11 protein-coding genes and 1 pseudogene are annotated in these 15,234 nt (G+C 75.8%); 4 read left to right on the forward strand and 8 right to left on the reverse strand.

Annotated elements, in window-relative coordinates:
- The 3 genes and pseudogenes from narY to narI all read left to right on the forward strand — a co-directional run.
- Nucleotides 1-388, forward strand: a pseudogene (narY, locus tag GYH36_RS08040) (nitrate reductase subunit beta); the annotation flags it as partial.
- Nucleotides 385-1,122 (forward strand): nitrate reductase molybdenum cofactor assembly chaperone, encoded by a 738-nt coding sequence (gene narJ, locus GYH36_RS08045; RefSeq protein ID WP_024841175.1) that lies wholly within the window; start codon nucleotides 385-387, stop codon nucleotides 1,120-1,122. The pseudogene narY and the gene narJ, both read left to right, overlap by 4 nt.
- Nucleotides 1,119-1,853: a respiratory nitrate reductase subunit gamma gene (gene narI, locus GYH36_RS08050; protein WP_024841174.1), complete on the forward strand. Its 735-nt coding sequence runs from the start codon at nucleotides 1,119-1,121 to the stop codon at nucleotides 1,851-1,853. The genes narJ and narI overlap by 4 nt, the downstream gene beginning before the upstream one ends.
- 75 nt (nucleotides 1,854-1,928) lie before the next feature.
- Here narI and GYH36_RS08055 read toward each other — a convergent pair whose 3' ends face one another.
- From GYH36_RS08055 to GYH36_RS08090, 8 genes are all read right to left on the reverse strand, one after another.
- Complete coding sequence (locus GYH36_RS08055; protein ID WP_024841173.1) at nucleotides 1,929-2,261, reverse strand: DUF2249 domain-containing protein; 333 nt, start codon at nucleotides 2,259-2,261, stop codon at nucleotides 1,929-1,931.
- 88 nt (nucleotides 2,262-2,349) lie between these two features.
- Entirely contained in the window at nucleotides 2,350-5,151 is a 2,802-nt protein-coding gene (locus tag GYH36_RS08060; RefSeq protein WP_312028561.1) for a multicopper oxidase domain-containing protein, read from the reverse strand.
- 2 nt (nucleotides 5,152-5,153) lie between these two features.
- On the reverse strand, nucleotides 5,154-6,383 hold the full coding sequence (locus GYH36_RS08065; RefSeq protein WP_179151514.1) for a DUF8744 domain-containing protein: 1,230 nt from the start codon (nucleotides 6,381-6,383) through the stop codon (nucleotides 5,154-5,156).
- Between the two features lie 166 nt (nucleotides 6,384-6,549).
- Nucleotides 6,550-7,620: a TIGR03842 family LLM class F420-dependent oxidoreductase gene (locus GYH36_RS08070; protein WP_024841170.1), complete on the reverse strand. Its 1,071-nt coding sequence runs from the start codon at nucleotides 7,618-7,620 to the stop codon at nucleotides 6,550-6,552.
- Between the two features lie 9 nt (nucleotides 7,621-7,629).
- Nucleotides 7,630-9,066, reverse strand: a complete 1,437-nt coding sequence (hydA, locus tag GYH36_RS08075) for a dihydropyrimidinase (RefSeq protein WP_024841169.1) — start codon at nucleotides 9,064-9,066, stop codon at nucleotides 7,630-7,632.
- Nucleotides 9,067-9,106: 40 nt separating this feature from the next.
- The gene (locus GYH36_RS08080; protein ID WP_024841168.1) at nucleotides 9,107-9,943 is read right to left on the reverse strand and encodes a nitrilase-related carbon-nitrogen hydrolase; all 837 of its coding nucleotides are present in this window, start codon (nucleotides 9,941-9,943) and stop codon (nucleotides 9,107-9,109) included.
- 58 nt (nucleotides 9,944-10,001) lie between these two features.
- Nucleotides 10,002-11,432: an aspartate aminotransferase family protein gene (locus GYH36_RS08085; RefSeq protein WP_115942265.1), complete on the reverse strand. Its 1,431-nt coding sequence runs from the start codon at nucleotides 11,430-11,432 to the stop codon at nucleotides 10,002-10,004.
- A gap of 25 nt (nucleotides 11,433-11,457) precedes the next feature.
- Nucleotides 11,458-13,002, reverse strand: coding sequence for a CoA-acylating methylmalonate-semialdehyde dehydrogenase (locus GYH36_RS08090; protein ID WP_376739814.1), 1,545 nt, complete (start codon nucleotides 13,000-13,002; stop codon nucleotides 11,458-11,460).
- A 138-nt stretch (nucleotides 13,003-13,140) separates the two neighbouring features.
- Between GYH36_RS08090 and GYH36_RS20035 the strand changes: the two genes are divergently transcribed.
- Nucleotides 13,141-15,234, forward strand: a complete 2,094-nt coding sequence (locus GYH36_RS20035) for an endonuclease/exonuclease/phosphatase family protein (RefSeq protein ID WP_024841165.1) — start codon at nucleotides 13,141-13,143, stop codon at nucleotides 15,232-15,234.

Genomic DNA, 15,234 nt, shown 5'->3' on the forward strand with positions numbered 1-15,234 from the left:
CAACCTCGGCCACGACCCCCACGAACAGACCGCAGCCGCCGTCGGCATGACCGGCACCCAGATCCAGGACATGTACCACCTCCTCGCCATCGCCAAGTACGAAGACCGGTACGTCATCCCGACCGCGCACACCGAGATCGCCCGCAAGCTCACGGGCATGGCGTGCTCGTTGGACTACGACGGCGGACCGGGGATGGGGGGCGCGGGGCCGACGACCGGCGAGTCCTTCCACGCGGTCGGCGCGGAGGAGCGCGCCACGAGCCCGTACACGCCGTCCACGTCGGGCCGGGTCAACCTGCTCAACTGGGACGGCAACGGCGCGCCGGGCGGGCTCTTCCCGCCGCCGCGGCCCGCGGGCGGCCCCGAGCCGTCGGGCGGTGCGGCATGAGCCGCGCGACCCGGTCGCGGGCGAGCACGTCGGCCGGCGCGGCGGGGCCCGGTACGGCGGGGCTCGGTGCGGCGTCGTCCGGTCCGCTGCCCGATGCCGAGCGCCGCGCCGCGCACACCGTCATCTCGATCCTGCTCGACTACCCCACCGCCGAGACCGTCGCCCACCGCGCGGACGTCGAGGACGTCGTCGCGGGGCTGTCCCCCGGCGTGCGTCGGCCGTTGCGCGCGTTCCTCGACGCGACGGCGCCGCTGTCGCTCGGCGAGCTCCAGGCCGCGTACGTCACGACGTTCGACCTCAAGCGGCGGTGCTCGCTCTACCTGTCGTACTACGCGGCCGGGGACACCCGGAAGCGCGGCGCCGCGCTCGTGACGTTCGTCGAGGCGTTCCGCGCCGCGGGCTGGGAGACGGACGGCTCGGAGCTGCCCGACCACCTGCCGACGGTGCTCGAGCTCTCCGCGCGCACGGACGGAGAGATCGCCGGCGTCGTGCTCGACGCGCACCGCGACGGCATCGAGGTGCTGCGCGCCGCGCTCGAGACCCTGCGCAGCCCGTGGGCGCACGTCGTCGCGGCGCTCGTCGCGACGCTGCCCGCGATGCAGTCCGCGACCGCGGCACGCTTCCGCGACCTGGTCGCCGCGGGACCGCCCACCGAGCTCGTCGGCCTGAGCGACCTGTCCCACCTCACGCCGTTCGCCACGATCCCGAGCCTGACCGAGGAGACCCGACGATGAGCCCGCTCGACGTCCTGCTGTGGGTGGCCGTCCCGTACGCGGTGGCGGCGGTGTTCGTCGTCGGCCACGTGTGGCGGTACCGCTACGACCAGTTCGGCTGGACCACGCGCTCGTCGCAGCTCTACGAGAGCCGCTGGCTGCGCCTCGGCTCGCCGCTGTTCCACGTCGGCATCCTCATGGTCATCGGCGGGCACGTGGTGGGCATCCTCGTGCCGCGCCCGTGGCTCGAGGCGGTCGGCGTCGACGAGCACGCCTACCACCTCGTCGCGACCGTCGCGGGAACGTTCGCGGCGGTCCTCACCGTCGCGGGGCTCGTGATCCTCGTGCTGCGGCGCCGCCTCTCGGGTGCGGTGTTCCGCGTGACGACCCGCACGGACAAGCTCCTGTACGTCGTGCTCGGCGCGGCGATCGGGTTCGGCACGCTCGCGACGGTGCAGCACCAGGTCCTCGGCGCCGGGTACGACTACCGCGGGTCGATCTCGCCGTGGGTCCGCTCGCTGCTCACGTTCCAGCCGGACCCGTCGCTGATGGCGGACGTCCCGCTCGCGTTCCGGGTCCACGTCCTGTGCGGCATGGCGCTGTTCGCGCTGTGGCCGTTCACGCGCCTCGTGCACGTGTTCTCCGCGCCGCTCGGCTACCTCACGCGCCCGTACGTCGTCTACCGGCGCCGGGCCACGACGGCGCCGGGACGCGCCCCGCGCCGCGGCTGGGAGCCCCCGACGGCACCCTGACACGGCGCGACGACGCCCGGCGGCCTTCCCCGTGCCGCCGGGCGTCGTCGTGCGCGGACCGCCGTCGACCAGGGCTCAGCCCTGGGTGGGCACCGGCCGGCGCGTGAGGCGGATGCTCACCTCGCTCGCCTCGCGCGAGAGGTACTCGCGGTCGAACGCCCCGGGCTCGCGGCCCTCGAGCTGCGCGAGCAGCGGGAGCGGGTCGTGCGGCGCGACGAGCACGAGCCCGTCCCCGGGCGCGAGCGCCTCGAGCGCGCCGAAGACGACGCCGTGGCGCACGGCGTGCGGGATCGTGCGGACGTCGAGCACGATCTCGGCGTCGTCGTGCGCGCACGCGCACGTGTGCGCGTCCTCGTGCGCGGCCCCGTGCTGCGGGGGCTCGGTGATCTCGATCGGTTCTGCGGCCATGCTGGTCCTCCTGGTCGTGGCGCGAGCGCCGGGTGGGGTGCTGGGTCTGCGGGCCGGGGGCGCGGACGACCGCGCCGGCGGGCGCCGGTCAGGGCGTCACGGCGAACGCGCCCGCGGCGCCACGCTCGGCGTCGGACATGGCGTGCGTGACGAACGGGTAGGTCCCGGCCTCGGGGAAGGCGAGCTCGACGAACCCGCCCTGGGCGGGCAGCAGGCCGAGCACCTGGCTGCCGCCCGACGTCCCGGCGGGGAGCGCGTACGCGCCCTCGTGGAACACCGTGTCGAACTGCCCGCCGACGACGTGGAACGCGCTCGGGCGGTTCGGCCCGGCGTCGAGCACCCACACGCGCACGCGCTCGCCGACGCGGGCCGCGAGCGGGTCGTACCGGTACTGGTTCGCGTAGCCGTTGAACGCGAGGAGGTCGGGCTCCGCGGCGGCGACCTTCGCGTCGTCCGCGGACGCGCCCGGGGCGCCGAGGTAGAGCTCGGACTGCACGACGACGTACTCCCGGTCGACGGGCGCGAGGTCCGGCGGGTCGACGATCACCGCACCGAACATGCCGTTCGCGATGTGCAGCGACATGGGCATGGTCGAGCAGTGGTACATCCAGATCCCGGCTCGCGTGGCCGTGAAGCGGTAGGTCAGCGACTCGCCCGGCGCGATGGTGCGCATCGCCTCGTCGGGCGCGAGCGCTCCGGCGTGGAAGTCCACGGAGTGCCCGATCGTCCCGTCGTTGACGAGCGTGATCTCGAAGACGTCGCCGACCTTCCCGCGCAGCACCGGCCCGGGCGCGGTCCCGTCGAACGTCCAGACCGTCTGCTCGACGCCCGGCGCGACCTCCTGCACCGCCTCGGTCACCGTGAGCGTGCGCCGGTGCACCACCGGGTCGCCGGCCGGGTCGGTCTCCGCGGGTGCGAGCGCCGCGTCGCGCGCGACGAACCCGTCGCCCGGCCCGCCCATCAGGTCGGCGTCGGACGCGCCGAGCGACCCCTCGCCCGTCGTCCCGTGACCCGCGTGCGCGCCCACGGAGGGCGCGCCGGCCGCGGACGTCCCCCCGTCACCGCCGTCACCGACGTCACCGACGTCACCGACGTCGACCGTGAGCGTCATGCCCATGAGCCGGTGACCGGCCACGGAGCACCAGCCGTCGAGGTCGCCGACCACGACGCCCACGTCGAGCGTCACGGTCTCCCCCGGCGCGACGCGACCCGTCGTCGAGCCGTCGGCGAGCACGAGGTCGTGCACGTCGTCGTCGGTGTTCGTGAGCTCGATGACGAGCCGGTCGCCCGCGGGCACGGGGATCACGTCCGGGACGAACCGCATGTCGGCCGCCTCGACCTCGACGGTCGTGGTGCGGCCGGTCACGACGACGGTCGTGCCGCCCGCGGCCGTGCTGGTCGCCGCGCCGGACGTCCCGCCCGATCCGACCCCGGCGGCGACCGGGTCCGCGGCCACGCCGCCCACGACGGCGAGCGCGAGCGTCGCCACGGCCGCGGTCACCGCCCCGGCGCGCGGCCGTCGCGCCTGCGCGTCCCGACGCGCCGCGACCGCGCGCGCCGCGTCGTCGCGCGCCGTGGCCGCCGCCGGCCCCGCGCCCGCGCCCGGCCCGGGGGCCGGGGGGGCGGCGCGCGCCCCGCCGCCCGCGCGCCGCGCGGGCACGAGGGACGCGAGGGACGTGGCGACCCCCCCGAGCGACAGCACGACCCGCACCCACGACGGCAGCGGCAGGAGGTACAGCGCGAGTCCGCCGTTGGCCACGACCACGCGGTACAGCCCGCCGGCGCCGACGACCGCCTCGGTGCGCCGCCGGCGCGCCGGGCCTCCGCCGAGCACCACGGGCACGAGGTAGGTGAGCGCCCCGAGCAGCACCTGAGCCGCGAACCCGACGACGAACGGTGCGAGCAGCGCACCGACCGCGTCCTGCGCCGCGGCCCACGACGGCGCGGTCGCGACCCGGACGCCGAACGCGGCGACGCTCCCCGCGAACCACACGACCGACGCCGCGAGGCTCCAGGCCGCGAACCCCCACGCCCCGCGCTGGGCTGCGCGGCCCTGCGCCACGAGGTGCCGCACGACCGTGCCCGTGCCGACCAGCACGACCGCGGCCCCCACGGCGACGAGCGGCAGCCACCCGGTCGCGCACGCCGCGAGGACGACGAGGACGCCCGCCAGCAGGACGGGCAGCGCGCGCCGGGCTGCGGCGTCGGCGCCGGGCTCGATGCGTGTGCGCAGCACGGTGGGCCACAGCAGCACGAGCGTCCCGAGGACCGTGAGCCCGACCCACCCGAGCACGTTGAGGGTCACGTGCGCGACGTAGCCGCGGCCGTACGCCTCGGTCCCGGCGCCGCCGCGGGCCATGAGGACGCCGAACGTCACGCCCACGGGCAGGCACACCGCCGCGGCCACGTAGTAGCGCACGAGGCCCCCGAACCGCGACGGGAGCGCGCCCCGGGCCTGCCGCGCGAGGACGGCCGCGTGCGTGAGCGCGCCTGCGGCGACGAGGACGCCGCCCGCGACGACGAGCGCCCACACCTCGGTGAGCAGCCCGGCGACGACGAGCAGCGCGCCGACGGTGTGCGCCGCGAGCCGCGCGACGTGCAGCGGACGGCCCCCAGGTGCCTGCCGACGCAGCATCGTGTCCGCGAAGTGCTGGCTCCACACGAGGATCGCGGTGCTCACCGCGCCGAGCATGAGCACGTGGACCATGAGCCACACGGCCTCGGGCACGAACCGGTGCACGACGACGAGCACCGCCTCGGCGACGAACCAGGCGAGGACGAGCGCGTGCACCCACAGGTTCCGGCCGGTGCCGCCGACCTTCTGGGTGCCCGGGAGCGGTCCGGCGGGGCGGGCCGACAGGAGCGACGGGCGCTGGGGCGAGGCGGGCACGGTCACCGTCCGGGAGCGATCGGCAGCACGGCGGGAGCGCCGTGGTCGGAAGGGGCCGCGGACCGGTCCCCCGAGGCGGCGGGGTCGAGGCGCCCGTCCGCGCGCGAGCGCCGGGCCGCGCGCTCCCCGCCCGGCGCGGACCACAGCGCGACCCCGACGAAGCCGAGCACCGCGACGACGTTGCCCGCTCCGCCGACGCGGACGGCCGCGACGGCGGCGGGCCCCGCCCCCGCGAGGTCCCCCGCGACCCGCACCGCGAGCGTCGCGTGCAGGAGCACGAGCGGCGCCCACATCGCGGCGCGGTACGGGAGCGGGCGGCGCAGCACGGCCGGGAGGATCAGGGGCGCGTGCGCCATGATCATCGACAGCCCGAAGCCGAGGAACACGGCGTGCACGACGGCGTCGTACGTCGTGCCGGAGCGCAGCGTCGTCCCCGGGCCGAGTCCGGCCGGTCCCGCGCCGGCGGCGAGGAGCAGCCAGGCCGCTCCCGCGACGGCGAGCCACGCGTAGCCCGCGAGCATCGCCGCGGCCGCGAACCGCGGCAGCCCCGAGGCGCGGACGGTCCGCCGTGCGACGTCGCGCCGCGCCAGCACGACGGCCGACGCCGCGAGCGCCGCCCCGGCGAGCGCGTACCCGGGCGCGGGGGCGAGCAGCGCGAGGCATGCGGCGCCGACGAAGACCAGCGCCCCGGCGAGGACGCCGCGCTCGGTCCGGTCGTCGATCTCCAGCCGCGCGAGCTCGACGCGCTCGCCGAGCACGGTCCACGCGACGAACCCGACGAGCCACGGCAGGAGGTCCGGCACGGCGACGCCCGCGGCCCACAGCGCCGCTCCCCCGACCGCGAGCACGGCGCCCGCGGCCTGGACCGCGGTCGCGGTCGCGGGCTGGCGCCGCCAGAGCACCGCGTAGATCGCGACCAGCCCGAGCGTTCCGGCGACGAGCAGCCCCTGGCCGAGCGCGCGCGGCGCGGGCGAGAGCAGGGCGAGGGCGCCGAGCCCGAGCGCGGCGGGTGCGAGGTAGGCGGCCGGGTGTCGTGCGGCGACCGCGCGCTCGAGCGTGACGAGCGTGCCGACGAACCCGAGCACCATGAGCAGGCCGTGCGCGTCCTGGACGCGCTCGGCGGGGACCGGGGACGGCAGCCCGAGCAGGGCGAGCCCGGTCGCGAGCCCGGTGAGCAGCGCGACGCCGGCGGGCAGGACGAGCAGCGCGCGGAACGGGGTCCGGCTCGTCACGCCCCGAGGGTTTTCCACGGTCCCGACCGTAGGAATGCCCGCGCCCCGCCGGACAGGGCCGAAGGTCCCGCGCGGGCGCGGCGTCACGTGGGCTCGGTCACGTGAGCCCTCCGCGCCCGGGGCCGCGTCGGACCCGCCCGGACGCAGCGGGGCCGGCCCCCGTCCGTCACTCGCGCGTGCGCACGGCTCCGCGTACCGCCGGGCCGATCGTCTCGCCGTACGCGCGCAGCGTCTCGTCCTTCGCGTCGTGCTGCAGGTAGACGGCGAACTGGTCGACCCCGAGCGCGGCGAGCTCGCGCAGGCGCTCGACGTGCCGCTCGGGCGGGCCGACGACGCAGAACCGGTCGACGATCTCGTCGGTGACGAACGCGGTGTGCGTGTTCCCCGCGCGCCCGTGCTCGTTGTAGTCGTAGCCCTCGCGGCCGGCGACGAAGTCGGTGAGCGCGTGCGGGATGGTCACGCCCGCGCTCTCCTCGGCGCCGCCGGGGCCGTAGCGCGCGACGATCTCCGCGACGTGGTTGCCGACCATGCCGCCGAACCAGCGGCACTGGTCGTAGGCGTGCGCGAGCGCCCGGCGGCCGGACTCCCCGTTCGACGGCGCGGTGCTCGTCACGTACGCGGGCGCGGCGACGCAGACGCGCACCGCGTCCGGGTCGCGGCCCGCGCGCTCGGCCGCGGACCGGACAGCGGCGATCGACCACGCGACGACGTCGGGGTCGGCGAGCTGGAGGATGAAGCCGTCGCCCACCTCGCCCGTGAGGGCGAGCGCCTTGGGCCCGTACGCCGCGACCCACACGGGCAGCCGCGAGTCGGGGTTCCACGGGAGGCGCAGGGTCGAGCCCTTGTACTCGACGGCCTCGCCCGACGCGAGGCCGCGGATCACGCCGATCGCCTCGCGGAGCTGGGCGAGCGTGACGGGGCGGCCGTTGATGACGCGGACCGCGGAGTCGCCGCGCCCGATGCCGCAGATCGTCCGGTTGCCGAACATCTCGTTGAGCGTCGCGAAGAGCGACGCCGTGACCGTGACGTCGCGCGTCGCGGGGTTGGTCACCATGGGCCCGACCCTGACGCGGTGCGTCGCGGCGAGGATCTGGGAGTAGACGACGAACGGCTCCTCCCAGAGCAGGTGCGAGTCGAACGTCCACACGTGCGAGAAGCCGTACGTCTCCGCCTGGCGCGCGAGGTCGACGACCCGCCACGCGGGCGGGTCGTTCTGCAGCACCACCCCGAGGTCCACGTGCCCTCCTCACCGCAGGTACGCCGACAGCCCGCGGCGCAGGAAGCGCCCGTGCCCGGGGCTGCCGTGGTACGTGCCGTCCTCGACGACGACGCGTCCGCGCGACATGACGACGTCGACGTGCCCGTCGACCTCGAACCCCTCCCACGCGGAGTGGTCCATGTTCATGTGGTGCGTCGCCTCGTACCCGATCGACGTGCGGCCGGCCGGGTCGTACACGACGACGTCGGCGTCGGCGCCCGGGGCGAGCACGCCCTTGCGGCCGTCGAGGCCGAACATGCGCGCCGGCGTCGTGCAGCACAGCTCGACCCAGCGCTCGCGCGTGATGCGCCCGTCGACGACGCCCTGGTAGAGCAGGTTCAGCCGGTGCTCGACCCCGCCGATGCCGTTGGGGATCTTCGAGAAGTCGCCGCGGCCGAGCTCCTTCTGCTCCTTCATGCAGAACGGGCAGTGGTCGGTGCTCACGACCGACAGGTCGCCCGTGCGCAGGTACCGCCACAGCTCGTCCTGGTGGCCCTCGGCGCGCGAGCGCAGCGGCGTCGAGCACACCCACTTGGCGCCCTCGAAGTCGCCCCACTCGTCGCTGCGCGCGCCGAGCTGCTCCTCGAGCGAGAGGTACAGGTACTGCGGGCACGTCTCGCCGAACACGTTCCAGCCCTCGTCGCGCGCCTCGGCGAGCGTCGCGACGGCCTGCTTCGCGGACATGTGGACCACGTACAGCGGCGCGCCGGTGAGGCGCGCGAGCATGATCGCGCGGTGCGTCGCCTCCTGCTCGGTCTCCCACGGCCGCGTGGTGCCGTGGAAGTACGGCGCGGTGTCCCCGCGGTCGAGGGCCTCGCGCACGAGCACGTCGATCGCGATGCCGTTCTCCGCGTGCATCATGATCACCGACCCGCTGTCGCGTGCCTTCTGCATCGCGCGCAGGATCTGCCCGTCGTCGCTGTAGAACACGCCCGGGTACGCCATGAAGAGCTTGAAGCTCGTGATCCCCTCCGCCACGAGCTCGTCCATGGCCTTGAGCGAGTCGTCGTCGACGCCTCCGAGGATCTGGTGGAACCCGTAGTCGATCGCGCACCTGCCGTCCGCCTTCGCGTGCCACGCGGCGAGCCCGTCCTGGACGCGCTCGCCGGTGCGCTGGACGGCGAAGTCCACGATCGTCGTCGTGCCGCCCCAGGCCGCGGCGCGCGTCCCGGTCTCGAACGTGTCCGACGCGTTCGTCCCGCCGAACGGCAGCTCCATGTGCGTGTGGCAGTCGACAGCGCCCGGGATCACGTACTTGCCCGTCGCGTCGACGACGCGCTCGGCGGTCGCGGCGAGGTCGGCGCCGAGGCTCGTGTCCCCCGGCCGCAGCAGCGCGGCGACCTGCTCGCCGTCCACGAGCACGTCGGCGGGCGCCGAGCCCGTCGGCCCGACGACGGTCCCGCCCCGGATCAGCGTGTGCGCCATCGCGTGGTCTCCCTTCGAGGTCCGGTGCCGCGCGGTCCGCTCACGGCCGGGTGAGGTCGTCGTACGCGTCGGGGCGCCGGTCCCGGTAGAACTGCCACCGGTCGCGCACCACGCGCAGCAGGTCCATGTCGAGATCGCGCACGATCAGCTCCTCCTCGTGGTCGTCGCCGGTGTCGCCGACGAACGCGCCCTCGGGGTCGACGAAGTACGACGTGCCGTAGAAGTCGTCGTCGCCCAGGTCCTCGACGCCGACGCGGTTGATCGCGCCGACGTAGTACTCGTTGGCCACCGCCGCCGCCGGCTGCTCGAGCCTCCACAGGTAGTTGGAGAGCCCGCGGCTCGTCGCGCTCGGGTTGAGCACGATCTCCGCGCCGTTCAGCCCGAGCGCGCGCCACCCCTCCGGGAAGTGCCGGTCGTAGCAGATGTAGACGCCCACGCGCCCGACGGCGGTGTCGAACACCGGGTAGCCGAGGTTGCCGGGCCGGAAGTAGAACTTCTCCCAGAACCCGCGCACGTGCGGGATGTGCGTCTTGCGGTACTTGCCGAGGTAGCGCCCGTCGGCGTCGATCACCGCGGCGGTGTTGTAGAGCACGCCCGGCTGCTCCTCCTCGTACACGGGCAGCACGACGACGGTCCCCAGCTCGGCCGCGAGCGCCGAGAACCGCTCGACCGTGGGCCCGGGGACGGACTCCGCGTACGCGTAGTACGCCGCGTCCTGCACCTGGCAGAAGTACGGCCCGTAGAACAGCTCCTGGAAGCACACGAGCCGCGCGCCCTGGTCGGCGGCGTCGCGCAGGTGCTTCTCGTGGACGTCGATCATCGACTCCTTGTCACCCGTCCAGCGGACCTGGGTGAGCGCGGCACGCACGGTGGTCATGAGCCCTCCTCGGACGTGGGTGCGGGTCGGTCCCGCTCGGTGCGGCGTCGCCGGGCCGTCACGTGGCCACCCCGGCGTACCCGTCGGCGACGTCGAGCGCCTCGTCGATCGCGGCGAGCCCGTGCTCCAGGTCCTCGGCGGACGTGACGAGCGGCGGGGCGACGTGCAGGCGGTTGAAGTGCACGAACGGCCACACGCCCCGCTCCTTGACGGCCGCGACGACGGCGCCCATGGGCGCGGCGGCGGCCCCGCTCGCGTTGAACGGGACGAGCGGCTCGCGCGTCGCGCGGTCGCGCACGAGCTCGACCGCCCAGAAGAACCCGAGGCCGCGCACCTCACCGACGCTGGGGTGCCGGTCCGCGATCTCGCGCAGCCGAGGCCCGACGACATCGGCGCCGAGGGTCCGCACCCGGTCGAGGATGCGCTCGTCCTCGAACGTGCGGACCGACTCGACCCCGACCGCGCACGCGAGCGGGTGGCCGGAGTACGTGAGCCCGCCGGGGAAGACCCGGTCGTCGAACGTGCGCGCGACGTGCTCGCCGATGATCACGCCGCCCAACGGCACGTAGCCGGAGTTCACGCCCTTGGCGAAGGTCACGAGGTCGGGCACGACGCCCCACCGGTCCACCGCGAACCACTCGCCCACCCGGCCGAACCCGACCATGACCTCGTCGGTCACCAGGAGGATGCCGTGCTCGTCGCACAGCTCCCGCACGCCCTCGAGGTAGCCGTCGGGCGGGATCAGCACGCCGTTGGTCCCGACGATCGTCTCGAGCAGGATCGCCGCGACCGTCCCCGGCCCCTCGAGCTGCACGACCTCGCGCAGGTGGGCGAGCGCGCGCTCACCCTCCTCCGCGTCGTCGCGCGCCCCGAACGCGGAGCGGTAGGCGTACGGGCCGAGGAAGTGGCGCACGTGCGGGTCGGGCGAGACCTCGTTCGGCCAGCGTCGCGGGTCGCCCGTGAGGGAGATCGCCGTCGTGGTGTTGCCGTGGTACGACCGGTACGCCGAGAGCACCTTGGCGCGGCCGGTGTGCAGGCGCGCGAGCCGGACCGCGTTCTCGACGGCGTCCGCCCCACCGTTGGTGAAGAAGACCCGCCACCGCCGGTCGTCGCCTGCCGCGGCGCCGGCCGCACCGTCCGTCCCGGCGGCGCCCCTCGACCCGGGCGCGCGCTCGGCGATCAGGCGCGCGAGCTCACCCCGTACGTCGCTGGCGAACGTCGGGCCGACGGTCGCGAGCCGCCCGGCCTGGGCCTGGAGCGCCGCGACGAGGCGGGGGTGCTGGTGGCCGAGGTTGAGGTTGACGAGCTGGGACGCGAAGTCGAGGTAGCGGTTGCCGTCCTCGTCCCAGAACCAGGCGCCCTCGCCGCCCGCGACGGGCAGCGGGTCGATCGCGCCCTGCGCGGACCACGAGTGGAAGACGTACCGGTCGTCGGCGCGCGTGCGCGACCGCTCGGCGGCCCGGCGCCTCGCCTCCTGGTCCGTGGTCATCGGCGTCCTCCGCTCCGCGCTGCCGTCACCGCGTCCGCGGGAAGCCGAGGTCGACGCCCGCCGTGGACGGGTCGGGCCAGCGCGTCGTGACGACCTTCGTGCGCGTGTAGAACTGCACGCTCTCGGGCCCGTAGACGTGCAGGTCGCCGAACAGCGAGCTCTTCCAGCCGCCGAACGAGTAGTAGCCGACGGGCACGGGGATGGGGACGTTGACGCCGATCATCCCGGCCCGGGCGTCGACCTCGAACGCGCGCGCCGCGCCGCCGTCGCGCGTGAAGATCGCGGCGCCGTTGCCGTACGGGTTGTCGTTGACGAGCCCGAGGGCCTCGTCGTACGTCTGCGCGCGCACGACGGACAGCACGGGCCCGAAGATCTCCTCGCGATACACCGTGTGCTCCGGGCGCACGTGGTCGACGAGCGTGGGGCGCAGGAAGAAGCCCTGCCCCAGGTCGGGTGCGCCGTCGGGGGCCTCGCGGCCGTCGACGACGAGCGTCGCGCCCTCCTCGGCGGCGGTGCCCACGCGCGCCGCGACGCGGTCGCGGTGCTCGGCCGTGATGAGCGGCCCCATCTGCGACGCGGGGTCGGAGCCCGGCCCGACGACGAGGCGCGCGACGCGCTCGCGGATCGCCTCGACGAGGGGGTCGGCCACGGCGCCCACCGCGACGAGCACCGACACCGCCATGCAGCGCTCGCCCGCCGACCCGTACGCCGCGGAGACCGCCGCGTCCGCCGCGACGTCCACGTCGGCGTCGGGCAGGACGACCATGTGGTTCTTCGCGCCGCCGAGCGCCTGCACGCGCTTGCCGTGGCGCGTCGCCGTCTCGTACACGCGGCGCGCGACGGGCGTCGAGCCGACGAAGCTCACCGCCTCGACGTCGGGGTGCTCGAGCAGGCGCTCGACCGCGACGCGGTCGCCCTGCACGACGTTGACGACGCCGTCCGGGACGCCCGCCTCCTGGAGCAGGCGCGCGACGACGAGCGACGCCGACGGGTCGCGCTCGCTCGGCTTGAGCACGAACGTGTTCCCGCACGCGATCGCGTTGGGGATCATCCACAGCGGCACCATGGCCGGGAAGTTGAACGGCGTGATGCCCGCGACCACGCCGAGCGGCTGCCTGACCTCGTGCACGTCCACGCCCGACGACGCCTGCTCGGTGTACCCGCCCTTGAGGAGCTGGCCGATCCCGCACGCGAACTCGACGCACTCGAGCGCGCGGGCCACCTCGCCGGCGGCGTCCGACAGCACCTTGCCGTGCTCGGCGCTCACGGCCGCGGCGATCTCGTCCCTGTGCTCGACGAGGAGCTGGTGGAACGCGAAGAGGATCTCGACGCGGCGGGACACGCTCGTCGCGCGCCACGCGGGGAACGCGTCGCGCGCCGCCGCGACCGCGGCGTCGACGTCCGCCGCGGAGGCGAGCGCCACCTGTCCCGTGACCGCGCCGGTCGCCGGGTCGTGCACGGGCCCGTACCGCTCGGCGCGGTCGCGCACGCCGCCCGCGACCCAGTGCCCGATGCGCTCGCTGCCCGTCGCGGCCGGGGCGTCGTCCGCGCCCGCCGCGTGCCGGTCGATGTCCGCGGTCGTCTCCACGTCCTCGCCTCCTCGCGCGCCGAGGTGGTGGCGCGCCGTCGCAGCCGATCCCCCAGTCTGGCACGGAAGACCCGATCGTGTGGTGCGGATCACACCGACCGCCCGGTAGCGTCTGCCCTCGTGAGCGCAGCGCAGCCCGCGTCGCCCCGGTCCGCCGCCCGGCCGGACCGCCGCGACCTCGTCCCCCTCGTCCTCCTGGCGACCGTCACGGCCGTCGTCGTCGAGCTCGTCCGGTCGAGCGGTCCCCTGCTCGACCACGCGTTCACGGCGGGCGTCGTCACCGTGGCGCTCACGGCGCTCGCGACGTACGCGGCGCCCGGTGTGCTCGTCGTGATGATCGCGGCCCGCCTCGAGCTCACGGGCAAGGTCGTGCTGCTCGCGGTCGCGTCGCTCGTCGTGGCCCGGCTCGCGGTGCAGGGCCTCGGCACGGCGATCGCCGCGGGCGTGGACCTCGGGCTCGTCCGGTACGGCGTGGGCCTCGCCTCCGTCGCGCTCGGCATCGGCGTGCTCGTGCTCGTCGCCGCGTTCGTGAGCGGGGCCGGCCGCGAGACCGCTGCGGGCGCGGACCCGGGCGCGGACGAGACGGGCCCCGGCGCGGACGCGGCCCCCTCCCGCACGGGGGTCGTGCTCGCGCGCGGCTCGCGCGTCGCGCTCGGCGTCACGCTCGGCGCCCTGCTCGCCGCGGCGCTGAGCACGGTGCTCGGGACGTGGGACGCCTACTGGCGCGCCGACGTCGCGGGCTGGGTCGTGACGGTCGCCGTCACGGGTGCCGCCGGGACGTGCGCGTGGCTGCTCCGCGGCCGCACCGCCCTCCCCGGTGCGCGCGGGCTGTGGGTGCTCGGCCCGTTCCTCGCGCTCACCGTGCAGGCGCTCGCCAACCCGGCGTTCGCGGCGTCGCAGGCGGGCGTCGCCCTGCCGTTCGCCGTCGCCGGCGTGGCGGTCGCCGCCGCGCTCACCGCGTGGCTCGTGCCGTGGGCGGGCCGCGCGTCCCGACCGGGCTCGCCGTGGGCGGCCCCCGCGCTGCTCGTCGTGGGCGTCGCGGTCGTGTTCCTCGCCGTGCCCCGCACCGACGGCCCCGGGACCGTCGGGGGCTGGGCGCTCCTCGTCCTCCTCGTGCTCCTCGCCCCCGCCGCGGCGCGCACCCTCGCGCTCGCGCTCACGCGGCCCGCGCGCCCGCTCACCTGGCTCCGGCTCGCGGGCGCCGCGAGCGTCGCGGGGCTGACGACGGTCGTGCCGCTGCTCGGGTACCAGCTCGAGTACGACGTGCCGCTGCCCGTCCCGCACACGCTCGTGCCGGTCGCCGCCGCGGTCGCGCTTGCGGTGCCCGCCGTCGTCGCCGGGCTCCGCGCGCGCGGCACCCCGGAGGCCGCCCCCGCGACCACGCGCATCCCGGGCCTCGGGGCGGCCGCGGTCCTCGCCGCGGTGGTCGCGGTGCTCGCGCTCGTCGGCACGTCGCAGGCGCACGTGCCCACCACGACGTCGGCCGTGGCCGACTACCCCGTCGGCGAGCTGCGGGTCCTCGACTGGAACCTGCACTACGGCGTGAGCGCCGACCCGTCGGTGCGGCTCGACGAGATGGTCACGACGATCGAGGAGTCGGGGGCCGACGTCGTGACCCTCCAGGAGGTCTCGCGCGGGTGGGTGCTCGGCGGCGGCGCGGACATGGCGACGTACCTCGCGCGTGCGACGGGCATGCGCGTCGTCTTCGTGCCCGCGGCCGACCGGCAGTTCGGCAACGCGATCCTCTGGGACCCGCTGCGCGGCGACCTCGCCGACGTCGCCCGCCACGCGCTGCCGTACGGCGCCGGGCCGCAGGAGCGCTCCGCGGTGTCCGCCACGGTCGACGCGGCGGGCGTGCCCGTGCGCGTGACGTCCGTGCACCTGCAGCACCGTGAGGAGAGCACGCCGACGCGGCTCGACCAGCTCGCGGCGCTCTTCGCCGAGGAGCCCGTCGAGGGCGCGACGGTGCTCGCGGGCGACCTCAACGCCGAGCCGGGCTGGGACGAGATCGCGCTCGTCGAGGAGCACGGCCTCGAGAGCGGGCAGGACGTCGCGGGCGACCCCGACGCCCTCACCTCGCCCGCCGTCGCCCCCGCGCACCGCATCGACTGGATGTTCGGCTCGGACACCGTGACGTTCCGCTCGTTCGCGGTGCTCGACGTGACGGCGTCCGACCACCGGCCGCTGCTCGCCGAGATCCGCGCCCGAGACTGA

This window comes from Cellulosimicrobium composti (assembly GCF_010287905.1).
GTDB lineage: Bacteria > Actinomycetota > Actinomycetes > Actinomycetales > Cellulomonadaceae > Cellulosimicrobium > Cellulosimicrobium composti.